Source organism: Nostoc sp. UIC 10630 (assembly GCF_010747425.1).
In the GTDB taxonomy this organism is placed as follows: domain Bacteria; phylum Cyanobacteriota; class Cyanobacteriia; order Cyanobacteriales; family Nostocaceae; genus Nostoc.
On record NZ_JAAGOG010000118.1, the window covers coordinates 1 to 26,489 of the forward strand.

Genomic DNA, 26,489 nt, shown 5'->3' on the forward strand with positions numbered 1-26,489 from the left:
GAGCAGGGGAGCAGGGGAGCAGGGGAGCAGGGAGAGATGGAAAAATAATATCTTCATCATCCTCCTCATCCCCTACTTACGACCTGATTTATATCGGCGGCGCATTAGGCGTGATTCATGCAGCATTGATGGCAAAACTAGGATATAAAGTCCTGCTGGTGGAACGAATGCCCTTTGGCCGGATGAACCGAGAATGGAATATTTCTCGCGATGAGATTCAAAGCTTGGTTAACCTGGGTCTAGTCACCCCCGCTGAGTTAGAAACCATCATTGCTAGGGAATACAAAGATGGTTTCAATAAGTTTTTTGATGCGAACAATCCATCCAAACTGCGATCGCCCGTTCTGCACACACCCACAGTCCTAAATTTAGGCTTAGATTCCGAAAAATGGCTCCAAATGTGTGGGCAAAAGCTGCAAGCGGCAGGCGGCGAAATCTGGGATGAAACAGAATTTATGCGTGCAGATATTGATATATCACAAGTTCTGTTGCAAGTCAAGCACTTACCTAGTCAGGTTGAAAAACAAGTAAGTGGAAGACTGCTAATAGATGCAATGGGAACTGCATCACCCATCGCTTGGCAGTTAAATGGTGGTCGTGCCTTTGATAGCGTATGCCCAACAGTAGGAGCGGCAATTGAGAGCGGATTTGAGCCGGGAGTATGGGATTCGCAATATGGAGACGTTCTTTATAGTCATGGGGATATTTCGCGGGGAAGGCAGTTAATTTGGGAACTGTTTCCCGCAGCAGATGACGAATTGACCATTTATTTATTTCATTACCATGAGGTCAATGCTGAAAATCCTGGTTCCTTGCTAGAGATGTACGAGGACTTTTTCACAATTTTGCCAGAGTATCGCAGGTGCGATATGGACAAATTGGTGTGGAAGAAGCCGACATTTGGGTATATACCGGGGCATTTTAGTGTAGGAAGTAGCGATCGCACAGTTGCCTTCGATAGATTGATTGCGATCGGCGATGCCGCATCACTCCAGTCTCCACTCGTCTTCACCGGTTTTGGTTCGCTAGTTCGCAACTTAGAGCGCTTAACAACACTGTTGGATACTGCTCTCAAACACGACTTATTGAGTTTCCGCCACTTGAACCAAATTCGGGCTTACCAAAGCAACGTTTCCGTGACTTGGCTATTTTCCAAAGGCATGATGGTACCCACTGGGAAATTCTTACCACCCCAGCGCATTAACTCCATGCTCAACACCTTCTTTGGACTGTTAGCAGATGAACCCCAAGAAGTAGCAGATAACTTCATCAAAGATAGGTGTGATTGGTTAACCTTTAACCGCCTAGCACTCAAAGCAGCTAGGAAAAATCCTGCCTTACTTTTATGGATTTGGGAACTGGCCGGGCCTAGAGATTTAATGCGATGGCTTGGTAGTTATTTCAATTTCGGTCGTCATGCTCTCGTTAGCGCTTTACTAAGCCCCTGGTTTGGGCGCTTCTTAAACCGGGTAGGTTTTTGGCTAGAACCCCGAAATCCTGGCTTGTGGCTGTGGCTATTGGCGATTAATTATGCGATCGCCACAGGCAAACCGCGATCGCGCTCTCAAGTAGCAAAGGCAAACCCAGAAGCCGTAATTCCGAAGTCAGAAGCAAGGATTCTCAATTAGTTATTGGTCATTGGTCATTGGTCATTAGTCATTGGTCATTAGTTATTGGTCATTGGTCACTTGTAGTGAAGGTAGTCGTAAAGCCTGCGGCATAGCTACGCTTAGGGTGCAGCCTCTCCAAGAGTTGTATTAGTCATTGGTCATTGGTCTTAGTATTTTGACAAATGACAAATGACAAATGACAACTAACTATTGACCTTTGGGGCGAAAATTCGGTAGTTCCACAGATGCCAACGACTTACGCCCCTTGGGTGGACGTTGGGGATAAACCACAGGTGAAGGTGAATTACCGTCATTGGTGTTATCACCTAATGACTCTGGGGAAAAATCATTTTCTGACAATTCCAACTGTGACAATTGAGAAACTTCTGACCAGTAATCTTCAGCTTCTCCAATAGGCGGCTCAGTGTGGAAGGAAGTAGAAGACACCAGTAAGTTATTGGCTGGTGAAAGTACAGAATCTGTTGTCCAAGAAGTGGAGGTAGTTACAGGGCGATTAATTTCTGCCTCTAACTCCTTCTCTCGTGGACTTTCTGCTTCCTCATCGTCTTCTAATATTGTTGCCAAAGTCTCCCATACAGGGGCATTATTACCATCCACATCTGTTTTTGCAGTAGGCGGTGGTGATGCAGATGGAGGCTGGGAAGTGAAGAACATTTGGATGAGACTATCTAATTGCTGATCTAAATTGGATGACCCCGAAGTTGAAACAGCTTCAGGTGTATCTGGGGAATCGTCAATTTTTGGAGAGGGGGCAGGAGGTTCTGCTGATTTTGGGGTATTTTTTTTAACTGACCAGTTCCAAGAAGATGGTGGCGGTGGAGTCGGTTCAGTTCTTTGGAATGGGATTGGTGCTGACGGTTCACCCCAAGAATCATCTTCATTTTCAGTCAATGATTCTGATTCTGCTGACCAAGGTTGAATTGGCTGGGCGTTAGGAAACAAAGACCGAGCTTTTCTAGAAAATCTTCCTTGGCTACTAGTTATGTCTTTGGGATGTTTTGCAGTATCTTCTAAGGAGTCATAGCTAGGAACCGATGTATCTAGACATTTTTCCAGAGCCGCTTTGAATTGCAGCGTCTGACGTTGTTGTCGCATCAGTCTAGTACGTAACTCCCGACAAACAGTTTCTGACTGCAATAACTGCTCAGACTGTTCGCTGTTATTAGTGTGTAACAACGTACATTCTCGCTCTAGCTGGGCAAGGCGTTGCTGGCTAATTTGTAGCTGTGCTTTATAACTATCAGTGAAAATTTCCTGACGTTGAATAGTTTGTACAGCAATTTCTAATTGTTGAAATAAAGATTTTATCTGTTCTTGAGCCGCAGCTAGTTCCTGAGTATGTTGGTTGAGCATCGACTCGGTAACGCTAGAGCGCGTTTTCTGCCACTGCAAAACCTTTTCAGACTCAGCTAGATTGTCTTTTAGCTGCTCTACTTGCTCATACAAGTTATTGTTAGCTGCACGCAATTCTTCGTTCAATGCCAGCAGGTTCTGAAATTCTGAATCAATAAGTGCTTGCTTGCCGATTTCCGGCTCTGCAACCCAGTCCTGCTGGGTGGTATCTTTTGAAAATTGTCTATCTTCAGCCGGCATGAGGAGTGGCAGTTGTTTAACTGCCATATTGTCATTAGGCACAACTGAGTAAAAGGGACAACTCGCCTGCTCCGATTGTGGCGAATTAGCAGAATTTAGGGATTCCATCACAGCCCCCTTATTTGAGGTGTCAGCTTCATTCATCACTCTTGACCCACCTGCCTAAAAATATCAGCAGTGCTGGCATTAGCATTGCTTATCAACCTTGTCTAATCAGGGTTTGCTCTAGAAGCTAAGTTTAACTCTCTCCAGGCACCAGCAATTAATCATCAATTGGTGTTCCCTATTTTGGATCTAGACTGATGCCGTTATAACACTATGATGCTCGTCCCCGTCAAGAAGAGGCAGAGGGGAACGGCGCAGGTAGCAGGGGAGATTAAAGCAGTGGTGCCTCTGTCCCAAGGAAGTTTTTTACATGAAAAAACTGCCTCAGATTATATTTTATTTTCTATAATCGCATCTGTCTTAAGGTTTAAATTTAAAACGTCTTCTTTAATACATTTCTATACTGACTCATTTATTACTTAGGATAGATGTCAGTACAAGTATCTACTATTCGATGATAATTCTGTTATTTTGAGCGATCGCTATTAATGTCAGCAAACAACTAAGAGCTTCTGCTAAGAGTAAAATGTTAAGAAAACCTGACAAATGCGAATAAATACGTACAAAATAATATCGAAGCAGTAATAATTAGAATAAGTAAATTAATAAAACTTTTTTAAAGAATAATCTCAACTTAGTACAGGCTTTTTTCTCGTTAAATATAGTCCCAGCAAGCAACCTCAGTCTTAGCTAGAAGAGGCTTTTTTTATCAACTTGCCTTCAATATATCAAGTTTGTTTAATGACTACAAGAAAATTGTTTAAAGTATACTTGACTACTTACAATTATTTTTTACATTGTAGTTTAATTAACAAGAAAATTATTTTATTCAAGCGTTAATACGGATACACTTTTTAATTAATTTATTAAAGAATAATTGTAATAACCGAGTTTTCTACTAGCCATAAAGTAATTATAAAGACCATAATTACTACCTATCAATGTGAGATTGAGTTAGAGAAAGCGGTGTGGTAGCTAGGCTTATCCAAAAATTCTAAGTTTAAAATAGGGGTGCTAAAGATGACCGACATACTTGCAATAGGTGTAAATATAAAGCAAGAAGCTGTCCAATTACCGCTAGTTGCAGAAAATTTTGACAGTTTTTGGGACAAAGAAATTAGACCGTTATTCACAGATGAGTCTCTATCTTTTCGGGTAAAGACTCTGAAGGGAAACTATGTAAATTACGTCAACTTGGATAATGGAGCTACAACCACTCCCTTTACAACCCTCAAGCAGCATGTAGACGAGATGCTTGACACATACGGCAGCGTGCATAGAGGTTCTGGGCAAAAGTCCATCATCACTACACGAGAGTATGACGCTAGCCGGAACGTCATTCGAGACTTTGTGGGGTCATCTTCAGACAACTATGTAATCTTTGCGAAGAATACAACAGAAGCAATTAATGGAGCCGCCACACTTTGGGCAAAAAAACCTGGGAAAATCTTAGTTTCTGATATTGAGCATTCATCAAACCTGCTCCCTTGGATTACTAGAGACGAAGTTGTCCAATACAGAACCCAACCGGATGGAAGTGTAAGTGTCGCAGAAATAGAAGATATATTCAAGGCACACCAAAATCTTCCTGAAGCCGAGCAAATTAAGTTAGTAACTATTACAGGTGCTTCAACAATTACAGGTTATAGACCCCCAATTTATGAGATCGCAGCTTTAGCACATCGGTATGGTGCTAAAATTTTTGCCGATGTGTGTCAGTTAATTCAGCATGAACGAGTAGATATGCGTGCTGATGATGACCCATGTCATTTAGATTTTGTAGCTTTCTCTGGACACAAGATGTATGCACCTTATGGAACTGGGGTTTTGCTGGGGCCAAAGGAATTTTTTGATAGTTCTTACCCTTATCAAATTGGTGGTGGGAACCTGCCTTATATCACCAGAAATCTAGAGATCAAGCGTTTTTATACAGAACGGGCCCATGACCCTGGAACACCAAACGCAATGGGTGCGATCGCCATTGCCAAGGCAATTGAAATTATCGAAGCAGTAGGGCGCGATCGCATTGCTAAGTATGAACACTCTCTAGTTGAATTCACATATACACGGCTTAGGCTGATTCCTGGAGTTAAACTACATATCCCAGGAGATAATTTAGCCCATGTTATTCCCTTTGATATTGATGGGTTTGATGGACGCTTAGTAGCAGAAATTCTGGCACAAGAATACGGCATTGGAGTTAGGGCTGGCGCTTTCTGCACTTATGAATACATTCGCAAACTCAAGAATATTTCGGATGAGCGAGACTACGAGATTGCTCAGGAAGTAGACAGGGGAATTACACGCAACATACCTAGTATTATCCGCGCCAGCTTTGCAGTATATAATACATTAGAAGACTGTGATCGCTTTATTGATGCGATCGCACAAATTGCTAAAAACGGATTTGCTCACTATTTGCCCAACTACACACAAGATGAAATAACTGGTGTTTGGACGGCGATAAACAGCTAGTCTCTTCAGGGCATGGATAAGAGGCAGAGGGGCAGGGGGAATGGTGCAGAGGAGAGAAATTTTCTGCCTGCTCCCCACTCCCTTATCTCTGTGTCTATAAATTACGAATTACAAATTACAAGGGGGTATAGCTTGAGTGATGAAAACCTCTTAGACCAAGAGGATTATCTACAGGCACGGGTTGATGAGTGCATCTGGCAAAAAAGCACAGATGTAGGTATTTCGCGCCAGCGCTTTCTGAAAATACTAGCCACGATGGTTGGCGCAACAGCCATCGGGGGTTTAACTAAACCTGCGCCTGCTCACAGTCAGGCAGCTGTTAAAACTAAGGGCAGTAAAATACTTAAACCATTACCACCAGGGTATATCTCTCATAGCAAAGGCACGTTAGAGATGAACTGGGAAGCGATGTATGAGCGTGGTTATTTAGTACCAAACGATTGGTTTTATGTTCACAACCGCAGTACACCTCCTCCCTTTGACCCATCTATATGGCGTTTGCAAATTCATGGCACTGGCGTTTCTGTCCCTTGCGAGTTCACTTACGATGAAATCATTGCGATGCCGTCCATCTCGGTAACATGTGCCATTGAGTGTGCTGCTAATGGTCGGCGCTTCTTTGAAGAGGCTTATAACAAACCACTCACTGGAACCCGGTGGAGGCTTGGGGCGATTGGTGTGGCTGAGTGGACTGGTGTACCACTGAGCATATTATTAGAGCGGGCTGGATTGAAATCTACAGCAAAAGACGTACTCGTAGAGGGTGCAGATTTTGATTCGCTGGACTCAAAGGGAACAAATAAATCTAAATTCAACAATGTAGTTCCGATTTCCAAAGCATTAGCAGATAACTCGCTCGTCGTTTATGCAATGAATGGAGAACCATTACCTCCAGATCATGGCCAGCCGTGCCGTGTCTTATTCCCTGGTTGGGGAGGGAACGCCAACGTTAAATGGATTGAGCGGATTGAGGTTTCTGAAACACCGATATATACCCAGTGGGTAACGGAGCAGATGGTACTGATTGGTGCAGATTACCCAGCGATCGCACCATATAAAGGTAAGCTGATTACCTATCAAAATGTTAAGAGCGCTTTCGAGTTAGCTTGGCCCGCTACGCTTTCGGCTCGAACCCATTTACTACGTGGACGTTCTTGGTCTGGGAAAGGAAAAATTGCCCGTGTCGAAGTCAGTCTAGATGGCGGTAAAACTTGGCAGTTTGCACGACTGAGAGAACCAAACTTTCCATTTGCATGGACACGATGGGACATTGAATGGAACCCAGTCCCTGGCGAATATTTTCTCCAAGCTCGTGCTACTGACAATTTAGGTAACACACAATCGAGTACAGTGCCGTGGAATGATTTTGGATTGCTCTACGGAGGCATTGTTAGCCATCCGGTGACAGTACGGGGATGAGAGAAAAAGAGCAGGGGGCAGGCTTGCCGTGAGCGTAGCCGAACGGGAGCAGAAGGGCAGAGAGCAGGGGGAGATAAGGAAGACAAGGGGAGAAGAAGAATCATCATGCCCAATTCCCAATTCCCACTTAGCACTATCACTTTTCTAGAAAAATACCTATTTATGATTGATTTTAGTTGGTTGATTTTAGTAACTGGGGGTTTAATATCTGGAGTCATAGCCGGACTTTTAGGAATAGGTGGCGGTATTATCACAATTCCTCTTTTAGTCACACTAGGTTATACTCCCGTTCAGGCGATCGCTACTAGTAGCCTTGCTATTGTGATTACTTCCATTTCTGGAAGTTTGCAGAATTGGTCGATGGGATACTTTGACTTTAAACGAGTAATCTATTTAGGAATTCCAGCTTTTCTAACTACTGGAATAGGTGTATATTTCGCCAAAAAAATTCCTTCCTACATCATACTCTTTACATTTGGCATCATACTACTCGCTAATATCTATTTGATTGAACTTCGTAAGGAACTGGCCCTCAATGAAAAAGATAATACAGCCCCAGTATTTAACCCATTAGTTTCTAAAATTGGCACTGGGGGAGCAGCAGGAATTTTAGCAGGTTTATTTGGCTTAGGTGGCGGTACGATTATGGTGCCATTACAAATGTTGCTACTGGGAGAAGAAATTAAAGTAGCAATTCAGACTAGTTTGGGTGTAATTGTCATCACTGCTTTAGCTGCCTGTACAGGACACACATTAGAGGGAAATATTCTGTTTGCTCAAGGTTTAGTTTTGGGATGTGGTGGTCTTTTAGGCGTTCAGATGAGTACTCGCACATTACCAAAACTGCCAGATTCTACTGTAAGTTTAGTGCTTCGCATCTTCTTGGGCACACTATCAATCTATCTTTTTTGGGAAGCTTGGATAAATTATCAACACATAATTTAGTAATTTGTAATCAAGTCGGTAAGCCAACTTAACTTCTTAACTCTGCATTGAGATATGCCAATGTTTTTAATCTGTCAATATAGTTTTAATTTTCCGTATTAAACTTATTTTTAATTTCACTTATAAAGGAAGTATATATTTAAGCTTACTGTTCTATCTCTCATAGATATTATCTACTATATTGAGCTAATCTGAATGATTTTGGATATCAAAAGTTACTAATTTTATACTAACCGCATAGCGTACTAGACCTACAAAATCATAAATATTAAGTCGTTTCATCAAATGCACTCGGTGTGCCTCGACCGTTTTAGTACTGATGCTTAATAACTCTGCAATCTCTTTTGTGGAAAGACCTTCTGCAATTAATTTTAAGATTTCAAGCTGGCGCGATGTTAATAAAGAGCTAGGCTTGTTGTTGGTAAAGATACGTTCTTTTTTTGTCGATAATTATGACTCTAGTTGATGAGGTCGGGTAATTTATAATTTTAATTCATCATTCACTAAATCAAGTTTTGTAGTATAGTTTTTAACCTTAATTTTTAATTCTTCATAGGCTTTAGATAACACTAACTCTGCTTGTTTATTTCTAATAATATTTAGTGCTGTTTGAATAGCAACATAGAGATTTTGTTGACTAATAGGTTTTATAATATATCCACAAGTCAATGTTAATGTTGCTCTTTCTACAGTACTTTTATCAGAGTATGCTGTAATATAAATAAAAGGTATTTGGAGACAATTCCAAATTTCTACCGCCGCTTCAATACCATCCATTCCACCCCGTAATTTAATATCTATTAAAACTAAATCTGGGCGAAGCTCAGTTGCTTTCTCAATTGCTGTTTCTCCTGAATCTACAATATCTACAACAGTGTATCCGATCCAATAAATCAATACTTGTCGGGTTCTGGGGATAAGGGGTGGGGGAAAGGGGAAAGAAAACACCTTTAACCTTTCCCTAAACCCAATTCCGAGTTAAAAATTCAAAACCCAAGCAGTATTGGGGCATAAATAAATTTACTTGCTCTGAAACTCAGCCAGGGGTAATTCCAATATGGTTCGGTTAAAGCGAAAAGGTTTTGATATACATCCTTTACCCAGACCACAAGGAAAGTGAAAAATGCTTATCCGAACCGTATGGGGGTAATTCCACTATTTTTCCCCTGCCCCTGCTCCCGCGCCTCTTCAGGTCAAGGTAGCCACCGGGGACGAAATCCGGCTAAGGGGAGTTGTTCTGGTCTAATTTCAACAGTCGCAGCATCAGCGATGGGTAGTAGAGGCATTAACCACAGGCTACTGGTAGCAATAACATCTCCATCATCAGTTTTCAAAGTGTTGGTGGGTAATGATGCTGGGGGGTTTGCCTGCGGTACTACTTGGTCAAATAACAAGCCTAAACCGTCAGCAGATAAACTCATTTGCACATTTCGTTGAGCGGGAGGCAGTACTAGCAGTGGTTTCTGTTGCCCGGTTTTCAGATCAATTGCCACCACATAAGGTTGTTCTATATATTGTTCCTTGGATACTAGCTGTGTCAGCAAGCAGTAGAGGGTGGGTGAGGCAATATCAAATTGGCAACTGAGAATTGAACCTGTAGTTTTTAATAGTTGTTTCTGTACACCTTGGTTTGTCACTAAAAACAAATCTCGCGTGTAATCTGTATTAAACTTTACCATTGCTGCTTGAGAGCCATCCTTAGAGAAAGCCTGTACCAAGCCAAACTGCGGCAAAAAATCTAGGGGTTTACTGGCATCACCTTGCAGTGGTAAGATTGCTGCTCCCTGTCCTTGGGCAACTGCTACGGCTTTACTATCTGGGGTGATCATAAAGTCTCCCCCTGGTTGGCTTTTCAGACGTTTAGGGGTGGGTTTTTCTGCTGAACCATCGCTGCTTGCTGGCATAAACCATAGTCCAAAGTCGCCGGGATTATTTTTGTTTCCGCGCTGGATGACAATAGTTTGCCCATCAGGTGATAAGTCAAATTTCAGGTTTTGATAATCTTTACTATCTAAAACTAGGTCAACTTTGCCTCCTGGTTGTGCTTCTTGTCCAGATTTACTAGAAACGCCTGTTGTGACTGTGTACAGTTGGGCTGAAAGTAAGTCTTCGTTATTGCTGGCGCGAGCCGAAAATAAAATTTTCTCTCCATCTGGAAATGACTCGAAGTCCATTACTATCAAGTCTTTGGGGGTAAGTACCCTTTTTTGCTCTTGGGTTAAGTTGTATAGAACTAATCGCCCCTGTTCTTCTTGATTGGTTCCGATGTAAAGAATGACGCGATCGCGTGTGCGGAAGCCACCTGTAAAAGCCTGGATCAACCGATTTTTGCCCTCTTGCTGTGCAAACTTATCTTTAGCTCCCTGTAACTGCAATTTATAATTTGTGCCATAAGGTGCTGGTGTTAACAGCGTATAAACCATTCGCCGACCTGCCCAACTGAATTTACCTGCTAGGGGTGGCTCGATTTTCAAGTTATCCTCTACGCTTTTTGTTTCCATTGGGCGGCTGAAGGTGAGGGTGAAGGAGTTATCTTCCGCCCCAATCTGTTGATTTTGCCAGGTAAAGTCCCGCACACGAGCAGTTACCACATCACCTTGCAATATGATTAACCCAATCAGCACACTTAGCAGTAGCATCAGTGCGATCGCTATCCGATCGAGTGGTTGGATAAATGTTTTAGATTTTGTCATTGGTCATTTGTCATTGGTCATTTGTCATTGGTCATTTGTCATTTGTCATCAACAAATGACTAATAACTATAAGGATTCTGGGGTTGAGGAATCTTTTTGAGAGAAGTAGCGGCAATGGTCAGTTGGCGTTTACCTGCCAAATTTTCTGTCATCATTTGGCCTTCTACTTCCAGCCAGGTGTCGGGGGAGTAACGCTCTTGATTGTTTGGGAGTTTGACAGGTAATCCTACTGGGTAAGCATCTGCTGCACAGCAAGTTAAGACAAATCGGGCTAAGAACAAATATTCCTTTCCTATATCTGGCGGATGAATAACAAATCCCTGAACTTTGACTTTTTGACCTGTATATGTGTCTGGTTCTGGATAGACATTGACAGTGCGTACCCAATCTACAAGCGATCGCTCCTCTGGACGAACAGTAGCTCGAAAAGCTTGGGGTTTGACGCGTGTACTTCCCAATAAATCGGTGGTTACGCCCCTTTGGAGTGCTTTGTCACTAGCAAAAACTTGCGGTGTAATGATAAAACCTAGAATCGCTGTAATCAACAATAAAGCACTGCCCCAACCAGGGGGAAATAAACTAATATGTTGGCCGTTTGGCGTAACATCACGGCGACGGCGCTGCCAAAGTTCCTGCATCTTGAAGAAACCAATAACAATCAAGCTGATACCTGTCACAACCACAAACCAAATGTAATTTGGGTGAATCAACAGGTTTAGCTTGTTAGTCAGCCAATATCTCAACATCAAAATGCCCCAAGATGTAATTGCTAGGGCATCCAACCAAGGGAGTAACAGATTTGGGATTTTAGATTTAGGATTTTTATTAGCCATTAGTTATTGGACATGGGGCATTGTTTATTTGCGAAGAACAAAAGATTAATTCTTTAAAAAACGTGCAAGTTGAGGAAAAGAGTTAACACAAATGTTAATTGTGCTGCTAGAGCAAATAAGTAAAAGACAGTTTTGGGCTTAAAAATAGATAACATCAAACCAACACTTTTGATGTCAATCATTGGGCCAAACACTAGAAATGCCAACAAGGAACCGCTACTAAAGGTCGAGGCAAAAGACAGGGCAAAGAAAGAATCGACTGTAGAACAAATTGACACCACTACTGCTAATATCAGCATGACTACAATCGAGCTAATAGGCCCGGCACCCAAACTGAGAATTAATTCACGGGGAGCTAAGACTTGAATCGCAGCTGCGATCGCACTTCCTAAAATCATCACTCCGCCCAATTCCCGGAATTCTTGGACGCTATTATCTACCACTAGGCGCAGTTTATCTGCAAGGGGTTTATTGGTATTAGAAATTGGGGCAGTCGGCTGTACAAAATTAGCATCAATCCGCAGAGGTACACCTGCTTTTCCCCCTAAAATATAAGTCCCGGATTGCAAGATATTTGGTATCGCTTCTTGCTGTTCTACTTGGTAACGTTTACCACGGCGTTTGGTTTCTGGTTGCGCGGGTGGATTAAACTTCATATACCGAGCGATCGCAGGCTGAATTATCGGATTTAAGTCTTTTTGAAAACTGAAAACAAAACCAATAATTGTGGCAATTGATAGAGAGAATATGACTCGTAAAACCACTATTTCTGGCTGATCTCGAAATGCTGTCCAAGTTGACCAAATTACAATTGGGTTAATTGTTGGCGCTGCTAGCAAAAAACCAATGGCGACTGGTGTGGGTACTCCCTGAATCAGGAACCGCCGTGCTACTGGCACATTCCCGCACTCACACACCGGAAATAAAAAGCCGATCATGCTGCCAACTAAAGCACCCAGCAGCGGATTTTTGGGCATTTTTTCTACTAATTTGCGCTCATCAACAAAAAATAGCAGCAAACTGGAGAATAAGACCCCAAGAAGCAAAAAAGGCATCGCCTCGACTAGCAGACTTAGAAATATCGTAAAACCATTGTTCAGTTGATTCATGTGCGTCGCAGTCAAAAGCGGTTTTTAGTTTTAGGTTTCTGCCTAGTCATTCTATCGAAATGGGGATCAAAAGCAGTTCGGAAAAATTAAACATCATTTAAGTAGCAAGTTATCTTACGTTTCAAATAGCGCTTAAACGCTACAAACTTTTGCTTCAGCCAAGATAGTAATTTTTACCTGAGTGCATTTACTGACGATGACCAGTTCTAAGATTGTCTAAGTTCAGAAATTGTTCCGATTATAGAGGGCAAGTAGCTGCATAGATAATTTGAAGTTACCTATGTTTATACTTACAGTAATTTGCTGGATAAGATATTAGCTCGGCTGTATTTTCATCAAGTATTCACAGTTATTGAACAATTGGCGACACCGAATAGCTCGTCGTAGATATCGCTCTTGGTTGCTACAACGATTGATTTTGCGTAATTATGGCAAAATCTAATCTGAGCTTTGCTTGATTTTTTACTATAAAAACTCTAAAAAAGCAAGACAAAAGTTTAGCAAACACATTAAATGCTTGCAATACCTTGTGCTAAAGGACAAGGTATTGTGGCGATCGCTCTTTTGTATGTATATATAAAAGTCGCCATTAGGCTAGGAGCCTGGACGGTAGCCATTCAGAACCCCGACTTTTTAAATAAGTCGGGGTTCTAGTATTCGCTGTTAATTACGTTTTTGTGGAGTTCCCCAAATCTTGATTTGTCGATCAAATCCGCCACTGGCGAGGATTTTACCATTGGGACTAAAAGCGATCGCACTTACCCAGTCTGTATGTCCATTCAGTGTATTGATTAACTCACCTGTAGTTAAATTCCACACTTTAATCCCATCTTTGCCGGCACTAGCAAGGGTTTGTCCATCGGGGTTAATGGCGATCGCATTTACCCAGTTATTATGTCCTGTGAGAGTGCGGACTAATTCTCCAGTATTAATATTCCACAGTTTGACTGTGCGATCGCGGCTAGCACTCACTAATGTTTGTCCATCTGGTGTAAAGATGACAGCGCTAACAACATTAGAATGAGCGACAAATTCACTGATTAATTTACCAGTACTCAAGCTCCATACCTTGATTACACCCTTACTATCACCACTAGCTAAGGTCTGTCCATCAGGGCTAATGGCTAGAGTATAAATCAAGTTATCGAAGCGTACTAGAGTCCCTAAAGGGCGCTGCTGTAGTAAATCCCATAGCCGAATCCCATCCAAAGCTCCACTGATCAGAACTTTACTATCAGGAGACACCGCTAAAGATAATACGTTGCTGGTATGTCCGACAAAAGAGCGGCTAAATTTAAAATTTTTCAGGCTCCAGAGGTTAATCGTGTTGTCATCACTACAACTAGCAAGGGTTTGCCCATCGGGTGAAATCACTAAAGACTCTATGGCTGATTTGTGTGCTTTATTAATATCCCCTAACTTTTTACCATTTACTGGATTCCACAGGCGAATAATACCCTCATTTTCTGCACCCCCACTCGCAAGAATTCTGCTATCTGGACTGAAAGCGAGAGATTTAACAGTTCCGTTATGTCCTCTGAGTGTGTAAAGTATTTGGGCATTAGCAAAGCTGTTAGTAGTTGGGGAGTTTGGTGTTACTTCAACGGCAGCATGAGCTTGATGAATGTAAAACCCTTGCCAGATAGTCACTGGAAGGGCAAGAGCTGCCATAAATGACAGGATAATATACGGACGCAGAAAATTATCCCCACCTCTTCCCTCACTACTCACACTTTTTCCTCACTTTTTATATACAAACAAACCACTTAGAATGATGAATTATCAACTCATAACGGGCTAAACCTTAGCTATCCGCTAACAGCACTCTTAAAGAGGTGGTTTTTTCTTAGAAACGCTTAACATTGGTAAAGGCGCACTAGAAGAACGAGAGGGCAAATAATGTTGCACCACAGGTTCCTCTGGTAGAGGACGGCGCTGCTGGAAACGCCACAGCTTAAAGGCTAGCGCTATGCCTGTTGTTCCTAAACCAAAAGCGAACAACGACCAGCTATCATTCAATCCGCCAATCAGGGCATCTATAGCGCCCATCGTCACCAATACACTGATTAGTGGCTCTTTTCGGTAGGTTGACTTCAAAAAACGAGGTAATACAGCATTCATCACAGCTTGGTTGGTTCCAGTTCAGCTTTTGTGTATATTTACCAAGAATACCTCACCCTTAATTTGCCTTTCTCATCGAAGGCAGACACTAATTATGATTTTTTTTAGTTGGGGAGGAACTATAGTCATTAATTGCCTTGCACATACTAGTTGCAAGTCTATGATATTTCCATCACTAATAGGTATTTTGATTCCTCTCTTGCTTACATTCTAGTGCAAAGCACTTCGCTATCAATTGCCAAAGTCAAAACCAACTGGTTGTTCCAGCTGGTTGAAACTCTTTTAACTACTAGCTTACAACTTGCACATTATGCTGGTTGGTGGCACTACTTCAGACCCAGCCATGATAGCACCCCTTGATTAGTGACATATTCAATCACCAGCATCAAAGCGAAGCCAATCATTGCAGCTCGACCATTCAAGCGTTCAGCATATTCGTTAAAGCCAAACTTTGGCTCTTCTAGTTTAGGTGTAATTGTTGGTTGTGTTTGTGTCATTTTTAAGAAACCTTTTTTTCGGCAAACGGGAGTTGATATGAGAATTCACAGCAATTGTCAGGTATAAGCGGTAAAGGTTAAAGGAATTGAATAGTATTTTCCCCTTCAGCTTTACCCTAAACTTGGTAACTTATGAGCTAATTGCAGTGCTTGAATGTCAAGATGACTTGATTGATTCAGCAAAAGCTTCCTAGTAGGGAGCTATACAATCGCTCTTTTAATAAATTGTTACTATTCTTTATATATTGTATAAACACTGGGGTAATAGTCAAGGGCTTGAGTTTGGGGCTACTCAGATTAAATTAAGAAACTTAGAACACAGATTAACTATCTTTAATACAGCTATCTGTAATAAATCGGTAGCAAGCTTGAGATTCGCAGGCTAAAGTTAAACAAAAAAATTATCAGAGGCTATATATGGAAATCGGCGTTCCAAAGGAAAATAAGGATCAAGAATTTCGTGTAGGGTTAAGTCCTTCTAGTGTGCGGGTGCTGCGAGAAAATGGTCATAGCATTTTTGTAGAGACACAAGCAGGTAATGGTGCCGGATTTTCAGATGACGACTACAGAAGTGCTGGAGCCGAGATTGTCCCCACATCAGAAACGGCTTGGAATCGGGAATTGGTTGTGAAAGTTAAAGAGCCGTTGACATCTGAGTATAAATTTTTGCAGAAAGGGCAGATATTATTTACTTATTTACATTTAGCCGCCGATCGCAAATTGACAGAACATTTAATTGATTGTGGTACAACTGCGATCGCCTACGAAACCGTAGAACAACCTGGTGCTAACAAACTCCCCTTGCTCACCCCCATGAGCGTAATTGCTGGTCGGCTAGCAGTACAATTTGGGGCCAGATTCCTAGAACGTCAGCAAGGTGGTAGAGGATTGCTTTTGGGCGGTGTCCCTGGAGTCAAGCCGGGTAAAGTAGTAATTTTAGGTGGCGGTGTTGTCGGCACAGAAGCAGCTAAAATTGCAGTCGGTATGGGTGCGATCGTCCAGATTTTAGATGTGAGTGTTGAACGCTTATCTTACCTAGAAACCTTGTTTGGCTCTAGGGTGGAATTTCTTTACAGCAACTCTGCTCATATTGAAGCTGCCGTTAAAGAAGCCGATTTACTCATCGGTGCAGTTTTAGTGTTAGGACGTAGGGCACCAACATTAGTATCGCGTGAATTAGTTAAACAAATGCGCCCTGGTTCGGTAATAGTTGATGTAGCCGTTGACCAAGGTGGTTGTATAGAAACTTTACGCGCCACATCTCACACAAATCCGGTATACCTTGAAGAAGGTGTGGTGCATTATGGCGTACCTAATATGCCAGGAGCAGTACCTTGGACAGCAACTCAGGCACTCAATAATAGTACATTACCTTATATCGTCCAGTTGGCGAATTTGGGAATTATGGCGCTAGAAGTTAACCCAGCCTTAGCGAAGGGTGTGAATGTGCAGAATCATCGCTTAGTGCATCCGGCTGTACAAGAGGTATTCCCTGATTTGGTAAATTAAGGTTAAACAGTTAATCTAAATAGTTAACACAGCCACCCCACTGGTAACTTTTAAGGAATATCTAGCCTAAAGTCTCTATCTGGGGTGACGGTGCTGATCTGGTAAAAAGGTTGGTGTTGCATATTTGCAAGATGATATTTTTCCCATAGAGGCGTACAAACGCAGAGAGAATAAAAAAGGAGTTTTACATTTTAATAGTTAAAACTAAAACTTCATCCTTCTATTCAACAATGGCCAAAGGTTTAATCAAGAGAAGAAGTTGTTTTTAGTGGCAAGACCAGATTATTTCTCAAAGCATCGTGAAATTGAACCTAATAGCCCGGTTAGTGATGTAGCTGAAGAGGTCATCTAAATTTTATCTTAAGTACACTATTTCATAAATCAGGTACGGAATTAGTCATTATGGATGAACTGTGTCTAGGTTCATGAAAATTTTGATTTCCGATTCTTTTTTGCAGTGACGTGTACTAAGTTATCCAAGATTCTTGCTTTAACTCCACTAACTACCTTCTAGAAGAAGAGCACAGTCCTTGGTGTCACCCAGAGGCAAAGTAGGTTTTTTTATCACAACAGAATAAAAATGTCAGTCGTCATAATTCATTCTAAATTCTGTACGACTGGCGGATGAATAATCGGCATTTTTGCACACCAAAAAAAATTGAAAATTTGGTGGTCAACTTTCGTAGTGGCTGGTCTGAATCCCCCACAAAAAGATTGCATAATTCTGCATTCTTTTTCAAGTTTTCATATTTACTACAACCTTATTTTCGCACAGTACTTACTCACTCAAACAACTCTACTATGAGCGGTAAATCTTCGCTATCAAACATGCCCCAACCCGATTATTATCAGTCCCAGAAATTTGAAGAGCTTATCTTACAAGAATATCTGCGTCAAGCACAACAGACATTTAATTTATGTCAAGTGGCGATTTATACTTCCCTATTTATTAGTGCAATTGGAGCAGTCCTATTATTTTGTGGCAAAGCTCACGAAGGAACTGCCACAACTGCTACAGGCTTAATATCAACTACATTTTGTACTCTGATGGTAAGATATTCCAGTCATAAACTAGAGCAATTGAGACGGAGTTTAAGAGAAATTCGCTCTCGGAAGCGGTAGGTAACTTTTTTGGCAGGGTTATTGGGTTTGAAGCTTCTTGGAGATTCATCCTGGAAGCTGCTTTTTTATCAAATTTCTACATTCATTTTCAAGCTAAGAATTCGTCTAGCTGCACAAAATCAGGCTTGGCAATACTTGGCGCTTAAGCCCTTTATTCTATGCAACCTCACAGGTAATCGCTATCAAAAGTGTTCTAGTTGACATAGATTTATGTGATAAAATCAACTTTTTAAAGCATTACCAAACTACCTTCTGCTTCTTCCTCTAATTCATAACCATTAGTCAGTTTTTCAATTGCTTGGTCAAGCATTGCCAAACCCTGATCTACCTTTTCAACTAAACTTAGCTGTCCTCGGAGTTCGGCAGCACCAACGAAACCCTTAGCATACCAAGTCATGTGCTTACGGGCTTGACGCACACCGCGATCGCCTTTATATTCCCACAAGGCTTGTAAATGATCTCTCGCACATTCCAAACGCTGAATCGGGGTAGGTGTTGGTAATATCTCCCCAGTTTTCAGGAAGTGATCGATTTCTCCAACCAAAAACGGATAACCCAAAGTCCCACGGGAACACATCACACCATCAGCACCAGTTTGTTCTAAACATTTCACCGCCGCTTCAACGGAAAAAATATCTCCATTCCCAATTACGGGGATAGAAAGCACTTCCTTTACACGAGTAATCCATTCCCAACGGGCATTGCCATTGTATCCTTGGGCGCGGGTGCGTCCGTGGACTGTGATCATTTGTGCCCCTGCATCTTCCATCCGCTTGGCAAAATCGAGAATAGTAATTTCGTTGTCATTCCAGCCAATACGGGTTTTTACTGTCACAGGCACATCAACAGCTTTTACCACTTCCCGCACAATTGCTTCTGCTACTTCTGGTTGCCGCAACAACGAAGAACCACCACCATTTTTAGTGATTTTATTTACCGGGCAACCCATATTAATATCAACAGTATCAGCACCTTCTGCAACTGCCTTGATTGCTGCTTCTGCCAAAAAATCGGGACGGCAATCAAATAATTGAACGCTAATTGGGCGTTCGTTGGGATCTACCTCCATGATTTTGGGTAACTGCTTAACGTAATGCAATCCTGTAGCATTCACCATTTCGGTATACATCATAGAATCTGGTGCATAGCGACGCACAAGACGGCGAAACACCATATCCGTTACTCCAGATAGAGGCGACTGGAGAACCCGACTTTTTACCTCAAACGATCCAATTTTGAGGGGTTGGGAAAGTCTAGCTTGGAGAATCGGGGAAAGCGAAATCATACAAAAAATTAAAAATTATGGGAATGGAAAATAACAGGAATATTTACGGGTATCTATAAGCAGTGCTAATTGTAGGTTAGGTATCCTGACTTGGAGGCTGTTTTTGCATTTCTTGCTGAACTTCCTCTAAACTCAAACCTAACTCTTTTGACATTTCTTCAAAACTCAATCCCAATCTCAACAACAAAGGTATCATTCTAAACTTTTCTTCACGCGCTCCTTCTTGTTTTCCTTCTTGTTTTCCCTCTTGCTTGCCTTCTTGCTTGCCTTCTTCCTTCCCTTCTTGATAAACTCGTGTTTGTTTCAAATCACTTAGCCCAAACATACCTTCAATCTCCTCTCGACTCATTGTCGGAAACTTATAAACCAAAATTGTCTCTATTAATTCTAGTAACTGCCGCCGTTGTGGTTCAAAGTTGATTTCTTGCTGAGTTCTGTCTATTAACTGCCTAGCAGCTATAATTGCTGTCTCCTCTTCATCCACGACTAATTTCATCGTAGCAATTCCAACTGGCAATGATGCAGTTTCACCCAATTCATTAAGATAAATGCGAGTAACACGATTGCTAGTGAAAAATTCGCTGTAATTATTGATATCTGCTGTATCTAAACTGCGATTGGGATAGATAACTACTCCTCGCCAAGAATTTTTAGGTTTATTTTGACGTAAGTATAAACAAATTTCTGAAATTAGGCGCGAATAAATTTCTGCGTCGGTTTGAAACTGGACTTCAACAAAATAAATCGGATTTTCTTGCCCTTGTGTTGGGAGAAAAACACCATCTATACGGAATGTTGTTTGCTTGATTTCAATTGAGGAGAATTTATAACTCTCTGCGGTTTGGGGTGGATTACCAATTAATTCAAAAAATATCCCAGGAAGTTCTTGAAAAAGGCGGTAAAAAATGCTGTCAGTTTTCACGCTTGATGTAGTGCGGTGATTTAAACCGTTAGATTTTACCGTGAAATACTACTGATAAAAATTAGTAAACCGACTGCGGAAAGCAATCGGCTTAACAAAATTCATTATTTAGTTGCAATTTAGCCGTGAGTTGCACCTTGAGGGGGACTTGAAACAACTTTTTTGGCTAAACCCAAAGTCTGCAAAAATAGGATGCTCCACCAAGTAACATCAATCTCCCACCAAGACAATCCAGATTTAGCCATGTGGGGATAAGTATGATGGTTGTTGTGCCATCCTTCTCCATAAGTTACGAGGGATACCCACCAAAGATTACGAGCGCCATCGTTAGCATCAAAGGTGCGATAACCCCAAAGGTGTGATGCTGAGTTCACAAACCAGGTTGAGTGCCAAAGTAAGACACATCTGAGAAACACTCCGTAGAATACAAAAGGCCATCCTCCTAATCCATATAGGAGCAATGCGAAGGGTATTTGTAACAGCAAGAAGTAGCGATCTAACCAACAATAAAAGGGTTGTCTTGCTAAATCAGGGGCATATTTTTTATAGGTGTCATAGTCAAAAAATTCTGGGCGTGGGTAAAAAATCCATAATATATGGCTCCACCAAAACCCTCTTTGAGCAGAGTAGGGGTCTAAATTGATATCTTCGGTGTGCGCGTGATGCTGGCGGTGTCCACCTACCCAAAAAATTGGCCCACCTTGCAAAGCTAGGGCTCCGATTAGGGCGATCGCATACTCTAACCACTTCGGAACTTGGAAACTCTTATGGCTCAGTAGTCTATGATATCCCAGGCAAATACCAATGCTCCCGAATAACCAGTGGAGAAACACTAGCAAACCTAATGCTGGCCAGGAGAAAAACCAAGGAGACATAAGTGCTAAGGCATGAAATGTAGCAAAAAATACTACATTTGTCCAACTGAGTCGAGGTGAGTTGCCTCTCTCAGGGGCGATCGCCCCAAAATTTGCGGTCATAAAAATTCCTGTTGATGGATGATGAAGCAATTTGCCTTTTCTCGGATGCCACCCCACAAGGGATTTACCCGCACTGTATACTAATTCGTTACAGTAGAGTAAAGCAAGTATCACTTACATTTGTTATGCTAGCAGAACTCTGATACCTCTGCAAGTGCCACTTGCATTTTTCTATGTCGTCTCACCTCGTTTCCACTCGTCAACGCTTGATTCAAGCTGCACTTGAGTTGTTTTCTGCTCAGGGAGTTAGCGCTACCACAACCCGCCAAATTGCAGAAAAAGCCGAAGTCAACGAAGTGACTTTATTTCGGAATTTTGGCAATAAGCATGGACTGCTTTTAGCAGTGCTGGAAGAGTCCGCAGCCTTTAAGGATTTAGGTGAATCGCTGGTGCGGCGGGCAACGCCTCCCGGCAATGTGTACCAAGCTCTCAAAGATTATGCAAGTGATAGCTTGCACGCATTAGAACGAGTGCCAGAGTTTGTCCGTTCTGTGGTCGGTGAAGCCGACCAATTCCCGGCAGAAAATCGCCGCGCACTAGGCAGGGGAGTCACAGAGGCAAACCGTTATGTAGCTCAGTATTTAGCTACTGTAATCCAGCAAGGGCACCTAAATACTTATTTACCAGCAGAAAAATTAGCTAGTTTGCTAAATGGGATGATCTTGGGATATGCCGTAATTGAGTTCACCAGCGAATTTCACGAACTTTGGGAGGATCGGAATGATTTTCTCGAAAATTTGGTGGAGTTGTTTTTACATGGAGCCATGTCATCCTCAGCAGAATCAGCAATAAACTCTTTACAAGGAGGGTTCACTACTACAGAAGTAGCTGATTTGCCTGCTAGTTTAGTTCACGAAATTTTACAACAAGCCAGAAAATCGGGAGTACGAGATTATGCCTTGGCTTATGTGTTATTCGGGACTGGGTTATCTACCACAGAAATAATTCGCTTGGAGCGATCGCACCAAATCTACGATCCTCAAGGGCACTTCCTGCAAATTACAATCCCCAGATTTGTCCGTCAAGTACCGGTAAATCAGTGGATTTTGGGCAAACGCTACGGTTCTTTTACCAATAATCCCTTAATTAAATGGCTGAAAAGTCGTAAAGATACTCAAACAGCCATGTTTTTAAATGAAACAGGTAAACCCATGACAGAATCAGAGCTTGAGACACGTTGGCAAGTATGGAGTGAGGGACTATTAACTCCCCAAGGACAAACGCCAGCGATCGCTCAGGCACAACAAACTTGGCGCGTAGAAATGTTAATGCGCGGAATCACCTTGGAAAACCTGATTATCTTAACAGGTTGCGATCGCGCCCAATTACAACCTTATGTCCGCCGAGCTAAAGAAAAAGCTGCACTAGAGCAAGCCACCCGTTTGGATCACAAGCCAGGATAGGGTACGCCTAAGCAATTACAAATTAAAAATTAAAAATTAAAAATTAATCAATGCAAGGGCAGTAAGCATTTCGGTGTCGATCAATTGTTTAATTCAACGGTTCCATAATAGCTCTTAAACCATTGCTAGAGAGTGTTTTGAGCATTTCTTTAGCGTTATATTCACTGCTAAATACTCCTGCTTGCATGACTCTTTGACCTTCCCAAACTGTGGGAAAGGCACCAGGAGCAAGCGATCGCACTAAGTCTTGATCCCTATCAGTTAGAAGTGGAACTACTACGCGATAACGGATACCGAATTGTGTTGCAGATTTACTAGCATAAGGAATACTTTCAGAACTTGTTTGTATATTCCGAGCATTACCCATAGGGATATTCTGATTGGGAAGTGGTAAAAGTGCTGACGCATTTGGGGCAGTAGCTTCTAGTATTGGCAATGGCTGCTGTGTTTGATTCCTTGTGCTGGCAACTGAATTGGATGGGTACTCAGGGGCAGTAAATTCAATCGTATTAGGATCAATCCGCACATAATTCAACTGTGGTGTATTAGGCGGCTGTGCTGAACTGGAAGTTGCAATTTGAGTGTTAGTTGGTATTTTTCTCGCCGACAAGCTGCTAGGAGTCGGAAATCCAGCAACTTTAGATGTGGGTTGCTGTTGATTGGATACAAGCGTGGAAAGTGGAACCTTAGCTGGCACTAATGGCAGCTGTTGACTGTTTAATTGTGTAGAAACAGGATTATTTGCTGAAATACTGTTGCTGTTTTGGCTATTAGTAGTTTCAGAGATTCCGGGAGCCGAGAAGGTGATTTCCTCAGTTGGTGGTATTTCTTGTAATACATTGTTGGGAGTCGATTGAGAATTTTGTGCTGCTAGTGCTATTGTCCCGTTAATATCTACCTTGCCAGTGATGCGATCGCTCACAAGATTATTACCGCCAGCAGAAATCATCTGTTTAGCAGCGCTGGCGTTAATGTCGTAGCGGCCATTATTTTGAAATTGATTACCCCCAGGTTCCGATGCACTACCCAAATCTGGCATTGCTTGAGCGATCGCAACTAGACCATCTTCTTTATTATCTTGAATAATATTATTCCGTAAAATCGGGTGGGCCTTTGCTTGCACCACAATTCCCGATCTATTGTTCTGAATTTGATTGCCAATAACTATCGGAGCGGCATTTTGGGCAATATTAATGCCAAAACCCGTTTGGTGAAAGACATTTTCTTTCACTTGGGGACTGGAATTCCCGGCAATTGTCATGCCATTGGCTCCATTGCGATCGAAGTAATTCTTGCTAATGGTAGGTGCAGCATTACCACTGACAGAAATCCCATCTTGGGTACTGCCGATAAATGTATTTTCCGCGATTACCGGATCGCTAGATTCAATCCATAAACCGTAACCTCGGCGATTGGAATTCGTCACCGTTACCCCAGTGAGCAAGGCTTGGTTTGCCCCCACAATTGTGACATTTTGACCGCCAAAGCTCCGACTCAGGTAATCACCGCCTCCCTGAATGATAATATCCTTACCTTGATTGCTAGGGTTGCCTTGAATTGAAACACCCGGTTTCAGCATTAAGGGAAATTCCTCTCCTGTCTCGGCGCTATAAGTGCCAGTGGAGAGCATAATTACAGTATTGGGGTTAGCTAATCGCAACGCATGGGTAATCGTTTTCACAGGAGCAGATTCGCTACCATTACCTGCGCCGTCATTTCCACCATTTGGGTTAACAAACAGCACGTTAGCCTGAGAATTTTTTGTCTCACCTAGAGGTGCTGAATTTGGTGTTGATGGCATCTGAGCGATGGCATTATCCAGGAACGTCATACTTGTCGCTCCCATTCCTACGGTAAAAGATAATACCGATAAACTAAAAAATAAAAGTCTTGCTGATTCCAGAAACTTCAGCTTTACAAGCATAATATCTACTCTACGGTACTTAGGAAACACACGGTAGTGAATCATATTTAACACAACTCCTTAGAAGTAACAATAAATTCTTATACTCTTAGAGAGTATTATGTCGATAATATTACTCACATATTGACCGATTGGCGATTTTTAATACAGGGTAATAAATGATATTGTGTCTGTTCGAGAATACCTTGCTCTAAAAGACACGCTACGCGATCGCCCAAATACCCTGACCCTAAAAGAGCTTGTAATTCAGGACTCACGCCAAAAATTCTTCCTCGAAAGACAAACACTATCTCAATAGTATCTATGCCAATACTTGTCGGGTTTTGGGGAAAAGGGGAAAGAAAAAACCTTTAACCTTTACCCTTTAACCTTTTCCCCAAACCCAATTCCGAGTTAAAAATGCTTTACCCGAGCAGTATTGGTATCTATGCAGTCTCAATCTAATTTGCCCATTGGAGATTTTCTAATGTATCCCTTTGGGCTAGTCCTTTGTAAGCTCGTTGTTCACCCTAAAATACTTGACTAACCTTAGTGCAAAACTGTAGCCTCAAACTACCCTTATCACTGCATATAAGAACATGGGATAATTTATTGTAACCCTCATTACTACGCTTTTTCGCGTATATTCGGCAAAAATTGAGTAAAAAAAGCAAATTAATTGACTTATGGTTACTAAGAGATATGATAATTCACATTTTGATGAAAGCACTAACGGGGTTGTTGTAATGGTCGAGCCATACAGCCAAAAAGAGCAAGTACAGCAAGTTGTCTATCGCATTTTAGATGCCAATTTAGACCGCGCTCGTGAAGGGTTGCGAATTATTGAAGAATGGTGTCGGTTTGGCTTGAATAATGCCCAGTTAGCTCTTGAATGCAAGCGTCTGCGACAAGAATTAGCCAAGTGGCATACCCCGGAATTACGAGCGGCGCGAGACACACCAGGCGATCCTGGGACTGAGTTAACTCATCCTCAAGAAGAAGAACGAGCTAGTATAAAATCAGTATTGCAAGCTAACTTTTGCCGTGTCGAAGAAGCATTGCGGGTGTTGGAAGAATACAGCAAGCTTTATCAGCCAAATATAGCTAAAGCTTGTAAGCAGATGCGCTATCAGGTTTATACCCTAGAAAGTAATTTAATGGGTCATCAGCGCCATCAATTGTTGTGGCGATCGCATTTGTATCTTGTTACTTCCCCGAATGAAAATTTGTTGAATAACGTCGAAGCTGCACTTAAAGGGGGATTAACGCTTCTACAATACCGTGACAAAACCACCGATGATTCTTTGCGTTTGGAACAAGCCAGAAAACTCCGGCAGTTATGCCATATCTACGGTGCTTTGTTCATTGTTAACGATCGCGTGGATCTAGCTTTAGCTGTGGATGCAGATGGGGTACATCTGGGACAACAAGATATGCCTATTGCTATTGCTCGGCAATTACTTGGTTCCCAGCGTCTGATAGGTCTTTCTACCACCAATAAAGAAGAAATGCAAAGAGCAATTGCTGAAGGTGTAGATTACATTGGCGTGGGGCCAGTTTATGAAACTCCCACGAAAGTAGGTAAGGCCGCAACAGGTTTAGAATATGTCAGCTATGCTGCGAAGAATTGCTCAATTCCCTGGTTTGCCATTGGCGGAATCGATGCCAATAATATTAATGATGTGATCGATGCTGGAGCCAAACGTGTAGCAGTGGTGCGATCGCTCATGCAAGCCGAACAGCCTACCCTAGTAACACAATATTTGCTTTCCCAACTCAATCGCATTAAGCCAGAACTCTAAAAGAGTCATTTGTCATTTGTCATTTGTCATTAGCCCAAAGTGAGTAACCAATTCACCATTCCTCATTCCCAATTCCCAATTCACCACTCCCCATTAACCACTACCCATTCCCAATTACCACATTTATGTATAATGATATTACGAT

The 26,489-nt window shown here is 42.0% G+C and carries 22 protein-coding genes; 9 read left to right on the forward strand and 13 right to left on the reverse strand.

From position 1 onward, the window contains the following. On the forward strand, positions 1 to 1,628 hold a 1,628-nt coding region (locus G1O98_RS23865; protein WP_163932740.1), incomplete at its 5' end, for a flavin-dependent dehydrogenase. Between the two features lie 189 nt (positions 1,629 to 1,817). Here G1O98_RS23865 and G1O98_RS23870 read toward each other — a convergent pair. Next, positions 1,818 to 3,368: a hypothetical protein gene (locus G1O98_RS23870; protein WP_163932743.1), complete on the reverse strand. Its 1,551-nt coding sequence runs from the start codon at positions 3,366 to 3,368 to the stop codon at positions 1,818 to 1,820. Between the two features lie 981 nt (positions 3,369 to 4,349). On the opposite strand from G1O98_RS23870, the gene G1O98_RS23875 reads away from it, so the two are divergent. The 3 genes from G1O98_RS23875 to G1O98_RS23885 all read left to right on the forward strand — a co-directional run bounded on the left by G1O98_RS23875 (position 4,350) and on the right by G1O98_RS23885 (position 8,168). Then, complete coding sequence (locus G1O98_RS23875; protein ID WP_163932746.1) at positions 4,350 to 5,804, forward strand: aminotransferase class V-fold PLP-dependent enzyme; 1,455 nt, start codon at positions 4,350 to 4,352, stop codon at positions 5,802 to 5,804. A gap of 90 nt (positions 5,805 to 5,894) precedes the next feature. Continuing rightward, complete coding sequence (locus G1O98_RS23880) at positions 5,895 to 7,223, forward strand: sulfite oxidase (RefSeq protein WP_345940584.1); 1,329 nt, start codon at positions 5,895 to 5,897, stop codon at positions 7,221 to 7,223. A gap of 162 nt (positions 7,224 to 7,385) precedes the next feature. Further along, positions 7,386 to 8,168, forward strand: a complete 783-nt coding sequence (locus tag G1O98_RS23885) for a sulfite exporter TauE/SafE family protein (RefSeq protein ID WP_163932752.1) — start codon at positions 7,386 to 7,388, stop codon at positions 8,166 to 8,168. Between the two features lie 480 nt (positions 8,169 to 8,648). Here the strand turns inward: G1O98_RS23885 and G1O98_RS23895 are convergent, their stop codons facing one another. From G1O98_RS23895 to G1O98_RS23910, 4 genes are all read right to left on the reverse strand, one after another. Continuing rightward, positions 8,649 to 9,065: a response regulator gene (locus G1O98_RS23895; RefSeq protein WP_175586847.1), complete on the reverse strand. Its 417-nt coding sequence runs from the start codon at positions 9,063 to 9,065 to the stop codon at positions 8,649 to 8,651. 296 nt (positions 9,066 to 9,361) lie between these two features. Beyond that, positions 9,362 to 10,861, reverse strand: a complete 1,500-nt coding sequence (locus tag G1O98_RS23900; protein ID WP_163932756.1) for an Ig-like domain-containing protein — start codon at positions 10,859 to 10,861, stop codon at positions 9,362 to 9,364. 59 nt (positions 10,862 to 10,920) lie between these two features. Continuing rightward, on the reverse strand, positions 10,921 to 11,694 hold the full coding sequence (locus tag G1O98_RS23905; protein WP_163932759.1) for a TIGR03943 family protein: 774 nt from the start codon (positions 11,692 to 11,694) through the stop codon (positions 10,921 to 10,923). A 53-nt stretch (positions 11,695 to 11,747) separates the two neighbouring features. Further along, complete coding sequence (locus G1O98_RS23910; protein ID WP_163932801.1) at positions 11,748 to 12,803, reverse strand: permease; 1,056 nt, start codon at positions 12,801 to 12,803, stop codon at positions 11,748 to 11,750. Positions 12,804 to 13,316: 513 nt separating this feature from the next. Between G1O98_RS23910 and G1O98_RS23915 the strand changes: the two genes are divergently transcribed. Next, positions 13,317 to 13,457 carry a hypothetical protein gene (locus G1O98_RS23915; RefSeq protein WP_163932763.1) on the forward strand — a complete coding sequence of 47 codons (141 nt, stop codon included), beginning with the start codon at positions 13,317 to 13,319 and terminating at the stop codon, positions 13,455 to 13,457. Between the two features lie 9 nt (positions 13,458 to 13,466). Here G1O98_RS23915 and G1O98_RS23920 read toward each other — a convergent pair whose 3' ends face one another. The 3 genes from G1O98_RS23920 to G1O98_RS23930 form a co-directional block, all read right to left on the reverse strand. Continuing rightward, the gene (locus G1O98_RS23920) at positions 13,467 to 14,534 is read right to left on the reverse strand and encodes a WD40 repeat domain-containing protein (protein WP_345940585.1); all 1,068 of its coding nucleotides are present in this window, start codon (positions 14,532 to 14,534) and stop codon (positions 13,467 to 13,469) included. A gap of 96 nt (positions 14,535 to 14,630) precedes the next feature. Next, positions 14,631 to 14,924 carry a hypothetical protein gene (locus G1O98_RS23925; protein WP_012410339.1) on the reverse strand — a complete coding sequence of 98 codons (294 nt, stop codon included), beginning with the start codon at positions 14,922 to 14,924 and terminating at the stop codon, positions 14,631 to 14,633. 326 nt (positions 14,925 to 15,250) lie between these two features. Then, entirely contained in the window at positions 15,251 to 15,421 is a 171-nt protein-coding gene (locus G1O98_RS23930) for a chlorophyll a/b-binding protein (RefSeq protein WP_012410338.1), read from the reverse strand. A 417-nt stretch (positions 15,422 to 15,838) separates the two neighbouring features. On the opposite strand from G1O98_RS23930, the gene ald reads away from it, so the two are divergent. Then, entirely contained in the window at positions 15,839 to 16,930 is a 1,092-nt protein-coding gene (ald, locus tag G1O98_RS23935) for an alanine dehydrogenase (RefSeq protein WP_163932769.1), read from the forward strand. 801 nt (positions 16,931 to 17,731) lie between these two features. Next, positions 17,732 to 18,052 carry a hypothetical protein gene (locus G1O98_RS23940; protein WP_243458520.1) on the forward strand — a complete coding sequence of 107 codons (321 nt, stop codon included), beginning with the start codon at positions 17,732 to 17,734 and terminating at the stop codon, positions 18,050 to 18,052. 229 nt (positions 18,053 to 18,281) lie between these two features. Here the strand turns inward: G1O98_RS23940 and dusB are convergent, their stop codons facing one another. The 3 genes from dusB to G1O98_RS23955 all read right to left on the reverse strand — a co-directional run bounded on the left by dusB (position 18,282) and on the right by G1O98_RS23955 (position 21,236). Further along, on the reverse strand, positions 18,282 to 19,337 hold the full coding sequence (gene dusB / locus G1O98_RS23945; protein ID WP_163932772.1) for a tRNA dihydrouridine synthase DusB: 1,056 nt from the start codon (positions 19,335 to 19,337) through the stop codon (positions 18,282 to 18,284). A 76-nt stretch (positions 19,338 to 19,413) separates the two neighbouring features. Continuing rightward, positions 19,414 to 20,259, reverse strand: a complete 846-nt coding sequence (locus G1O98_RS23950) for an Rpn family recombination-promoting nuclease/putative transposase (RefSeq protein WP_163932775.1) — start codon at positions 20,257 to 20,259, stop codon at positions 19,414 to 19,416. A 119-nt stretch (positions 20,260 to 20,378) separates the two neighbouring features. Then, a complete protein-coding gene (locus G1O98_RS23955) occupies positions 20,379 to 21,236 on the reverse strand; it encodes a fatty acid desaturase (protein WP_163932778.1) in 858 nt (285 codons plus the stop codon). A 173-nt stretch (positions 21,237 to 21,409) separates the two neighbouring features. Between G1O98_RS23955 and G1O98_RS23960 the strand changes: the two genes are divergently transcribed. Further along, positions 21,410 to 22,639 carry a TetR family transcriptional regulator gene (locus G1O98_RS23960; RefSeq protein WP_163932781.1) on the forward strand — a complete coding sequence of 410 codons (1,230 nt, stop codon included), beginning with the start codon at positions 21,410 to 21,412 and terminating at the stop codon, positions 22,637 to 22,639. An 88-nt stretch (positions 22,640 to 22,727) separates the two neighbouring features. Here G1O98_RS23960 and G1O98_RS23965 read toward each other — a convergent pair whose 3' ends face one another. Together G1O98_RS23965 and G1O98_RS23970 are read right to left on the reverse strand one after the other, a co-directional pair. Continuing rightward, positions 22,728 to 24,608, reverse strand: coding sequence for a DUF1565 domain-containing protein (locus G1O98_RS23965; protein WP_163932784.1), 1,881 nt, complete (start codon positions 24,606 to 24,608; stop codon positions 22,728 to 22,730). Positions 24,609 to 24,679: 71 nt separating this feature from the next. Beyond that, positions 24,680 to 24,820, reverse strand: coding sequence for a hypothetical protein (locus tag G1O98_RS23970; RefSeq protein ID WP_163932787.1), 141 nt, complete (start codon positions 24,818 to 24,820; stop codon positions 24,680 to 24,682). 408 nt (positions 24,821 to 25,228) lie between these two features. Between G1O98_RS23970 and G1O98_RS23975 the strand changes: the two genes are divergently transcribed. Then, positions 25,229 to 26,344, forward strand: coding sequence for a thiamine phosphate synthase (locus tag G1O98_RS23975; RefSeq protein ID WP_163932791.1), 1,116 nt, complete (start codon positions 25,229 to 25,231; stop codon positions 26,342 to 26,344). Positions 26,345 to 26,489 lie beyond the last annotated feature (145 nt).

What these genes read in the sequence shown, in the direction of transcription:
- G1O98_RS23910 (WP_163932801.1), bottom strand. Translation starts at nt 12,803, where the DNA reads ATGAATCAACTGAACAATGGTTTTACGATATTTCTAAGTCTGCTAGTC.
- G1O98_RS23975 (WP_163932791.1), top strand. Translation starts at nt 25,229, where the DNA reads ATGGTTACTAAGAGATATGATAATTCACATTTTGATGAAAGCACTAAC.
- G1O98_RS23875 (WP_163932746.1), top strand. Translation starts at nt 4,350, where the DNA reads ATGACCGACATACTTGCAATAGGTGTAAATATAAAGCAAGAAGCTGTC.
- ald (WP_163932769.1), top strand. Translation starts at nt 15,839, where the DNA reads ATGGAAATCGGCGTTCCAAAGGAAAATAAGGATCAAGAATTTCGTGTA.
- G1O98_RS23955 (WP_163932778.1), bottom strand. Translation starts at nt 21,236, where the DNA reads ATGACCGCAAATTTTGGGGCGATCGCCCCTGAGAGAGGCAACTCACCT.
- G1O98_RS23965 (WP_163932784.1), bottom strand. Translation starts at nt 24,608, where the DNA reads ATGATTCACTACCGTGTGTTTCCTAAGTACCGTAGAGTAGATATTATG.
- G1O98_RS23940 (WP_243458520.1), top strand. Translation starts at nt 17,732, where the DNA reads ATGAGCGGTAAATCTTCGCTATCAAACATGCCCCAACCCGATTATTAT.
- G1O98_RS23885 (WP_163932752.1), top strand. Translation starts at nt 7,386, where the DNA reads ATGATTGATTTTAGTTGGTTGATTTTAGTAACTGGGGGTTTAATATCT.
- G1O98_RS23960 (WP_163932781.1), top strand. Translation starts at nt 21,410, where the DNA reads ATGTCGTCTCACCTCGTTTCCACTCGTCAACGCTTGATTCAAGCTGCA.
- G1O98_RS23900 (WP_163932756.1), bottom strand. Translation starts at nt 10,861, where the DNA reads ATGACAAAATCTAAAACATTTATCCAACCACTCGATCGGATAGCGATC.
- dusB (WP_163932772.1), bottom strand. Translation starts at nt 19,337, where the DNA reads ATGATTTCGCTTTCCCCGATTCTCCAAGCTAGACTTTCCCAACCCCTC.
- G1O98_RS23905 (WP_163932759.1), bottom strand. Translation starts at nt 11,694, where the DNA reads ATGGCTAATAAAAATCCTAAATCTAAAATCCCAAATCTGTTACTCCCT.
- G1O98_RS23870 (WP_163932743.1), bottom strand. Translation starts at nt 3,368, where the DNA reads ATGAATGAAGCTGACACCTCAAATAAGGGGGCTGTGATGGAATCCCTA.
- G1O98_RS23915 (WP_163932763.1), top strand. Translation starts at nt 13,317, where the DNA reads ATGCTTGCAATACCTTGTGCTAAAGGACAAGGTATTGTGGCGATCGCT.
- G1O98_RS23930 (WP_012410338.1), bottom strand. Translation starts at nt 15,421, where the DNA reads ATGACACAAACACAACCAACAATTACACCTAAACTAGAAGAGCCAAAG.
- G1O98_RS23925 (WP_012410339.1), bottom strand. Translation starts at nt 14,924, where the DNA reads ATGAATGCTGTATTACCTCGTTTTTTGAAGTCAACCTACCGAAAAGAG.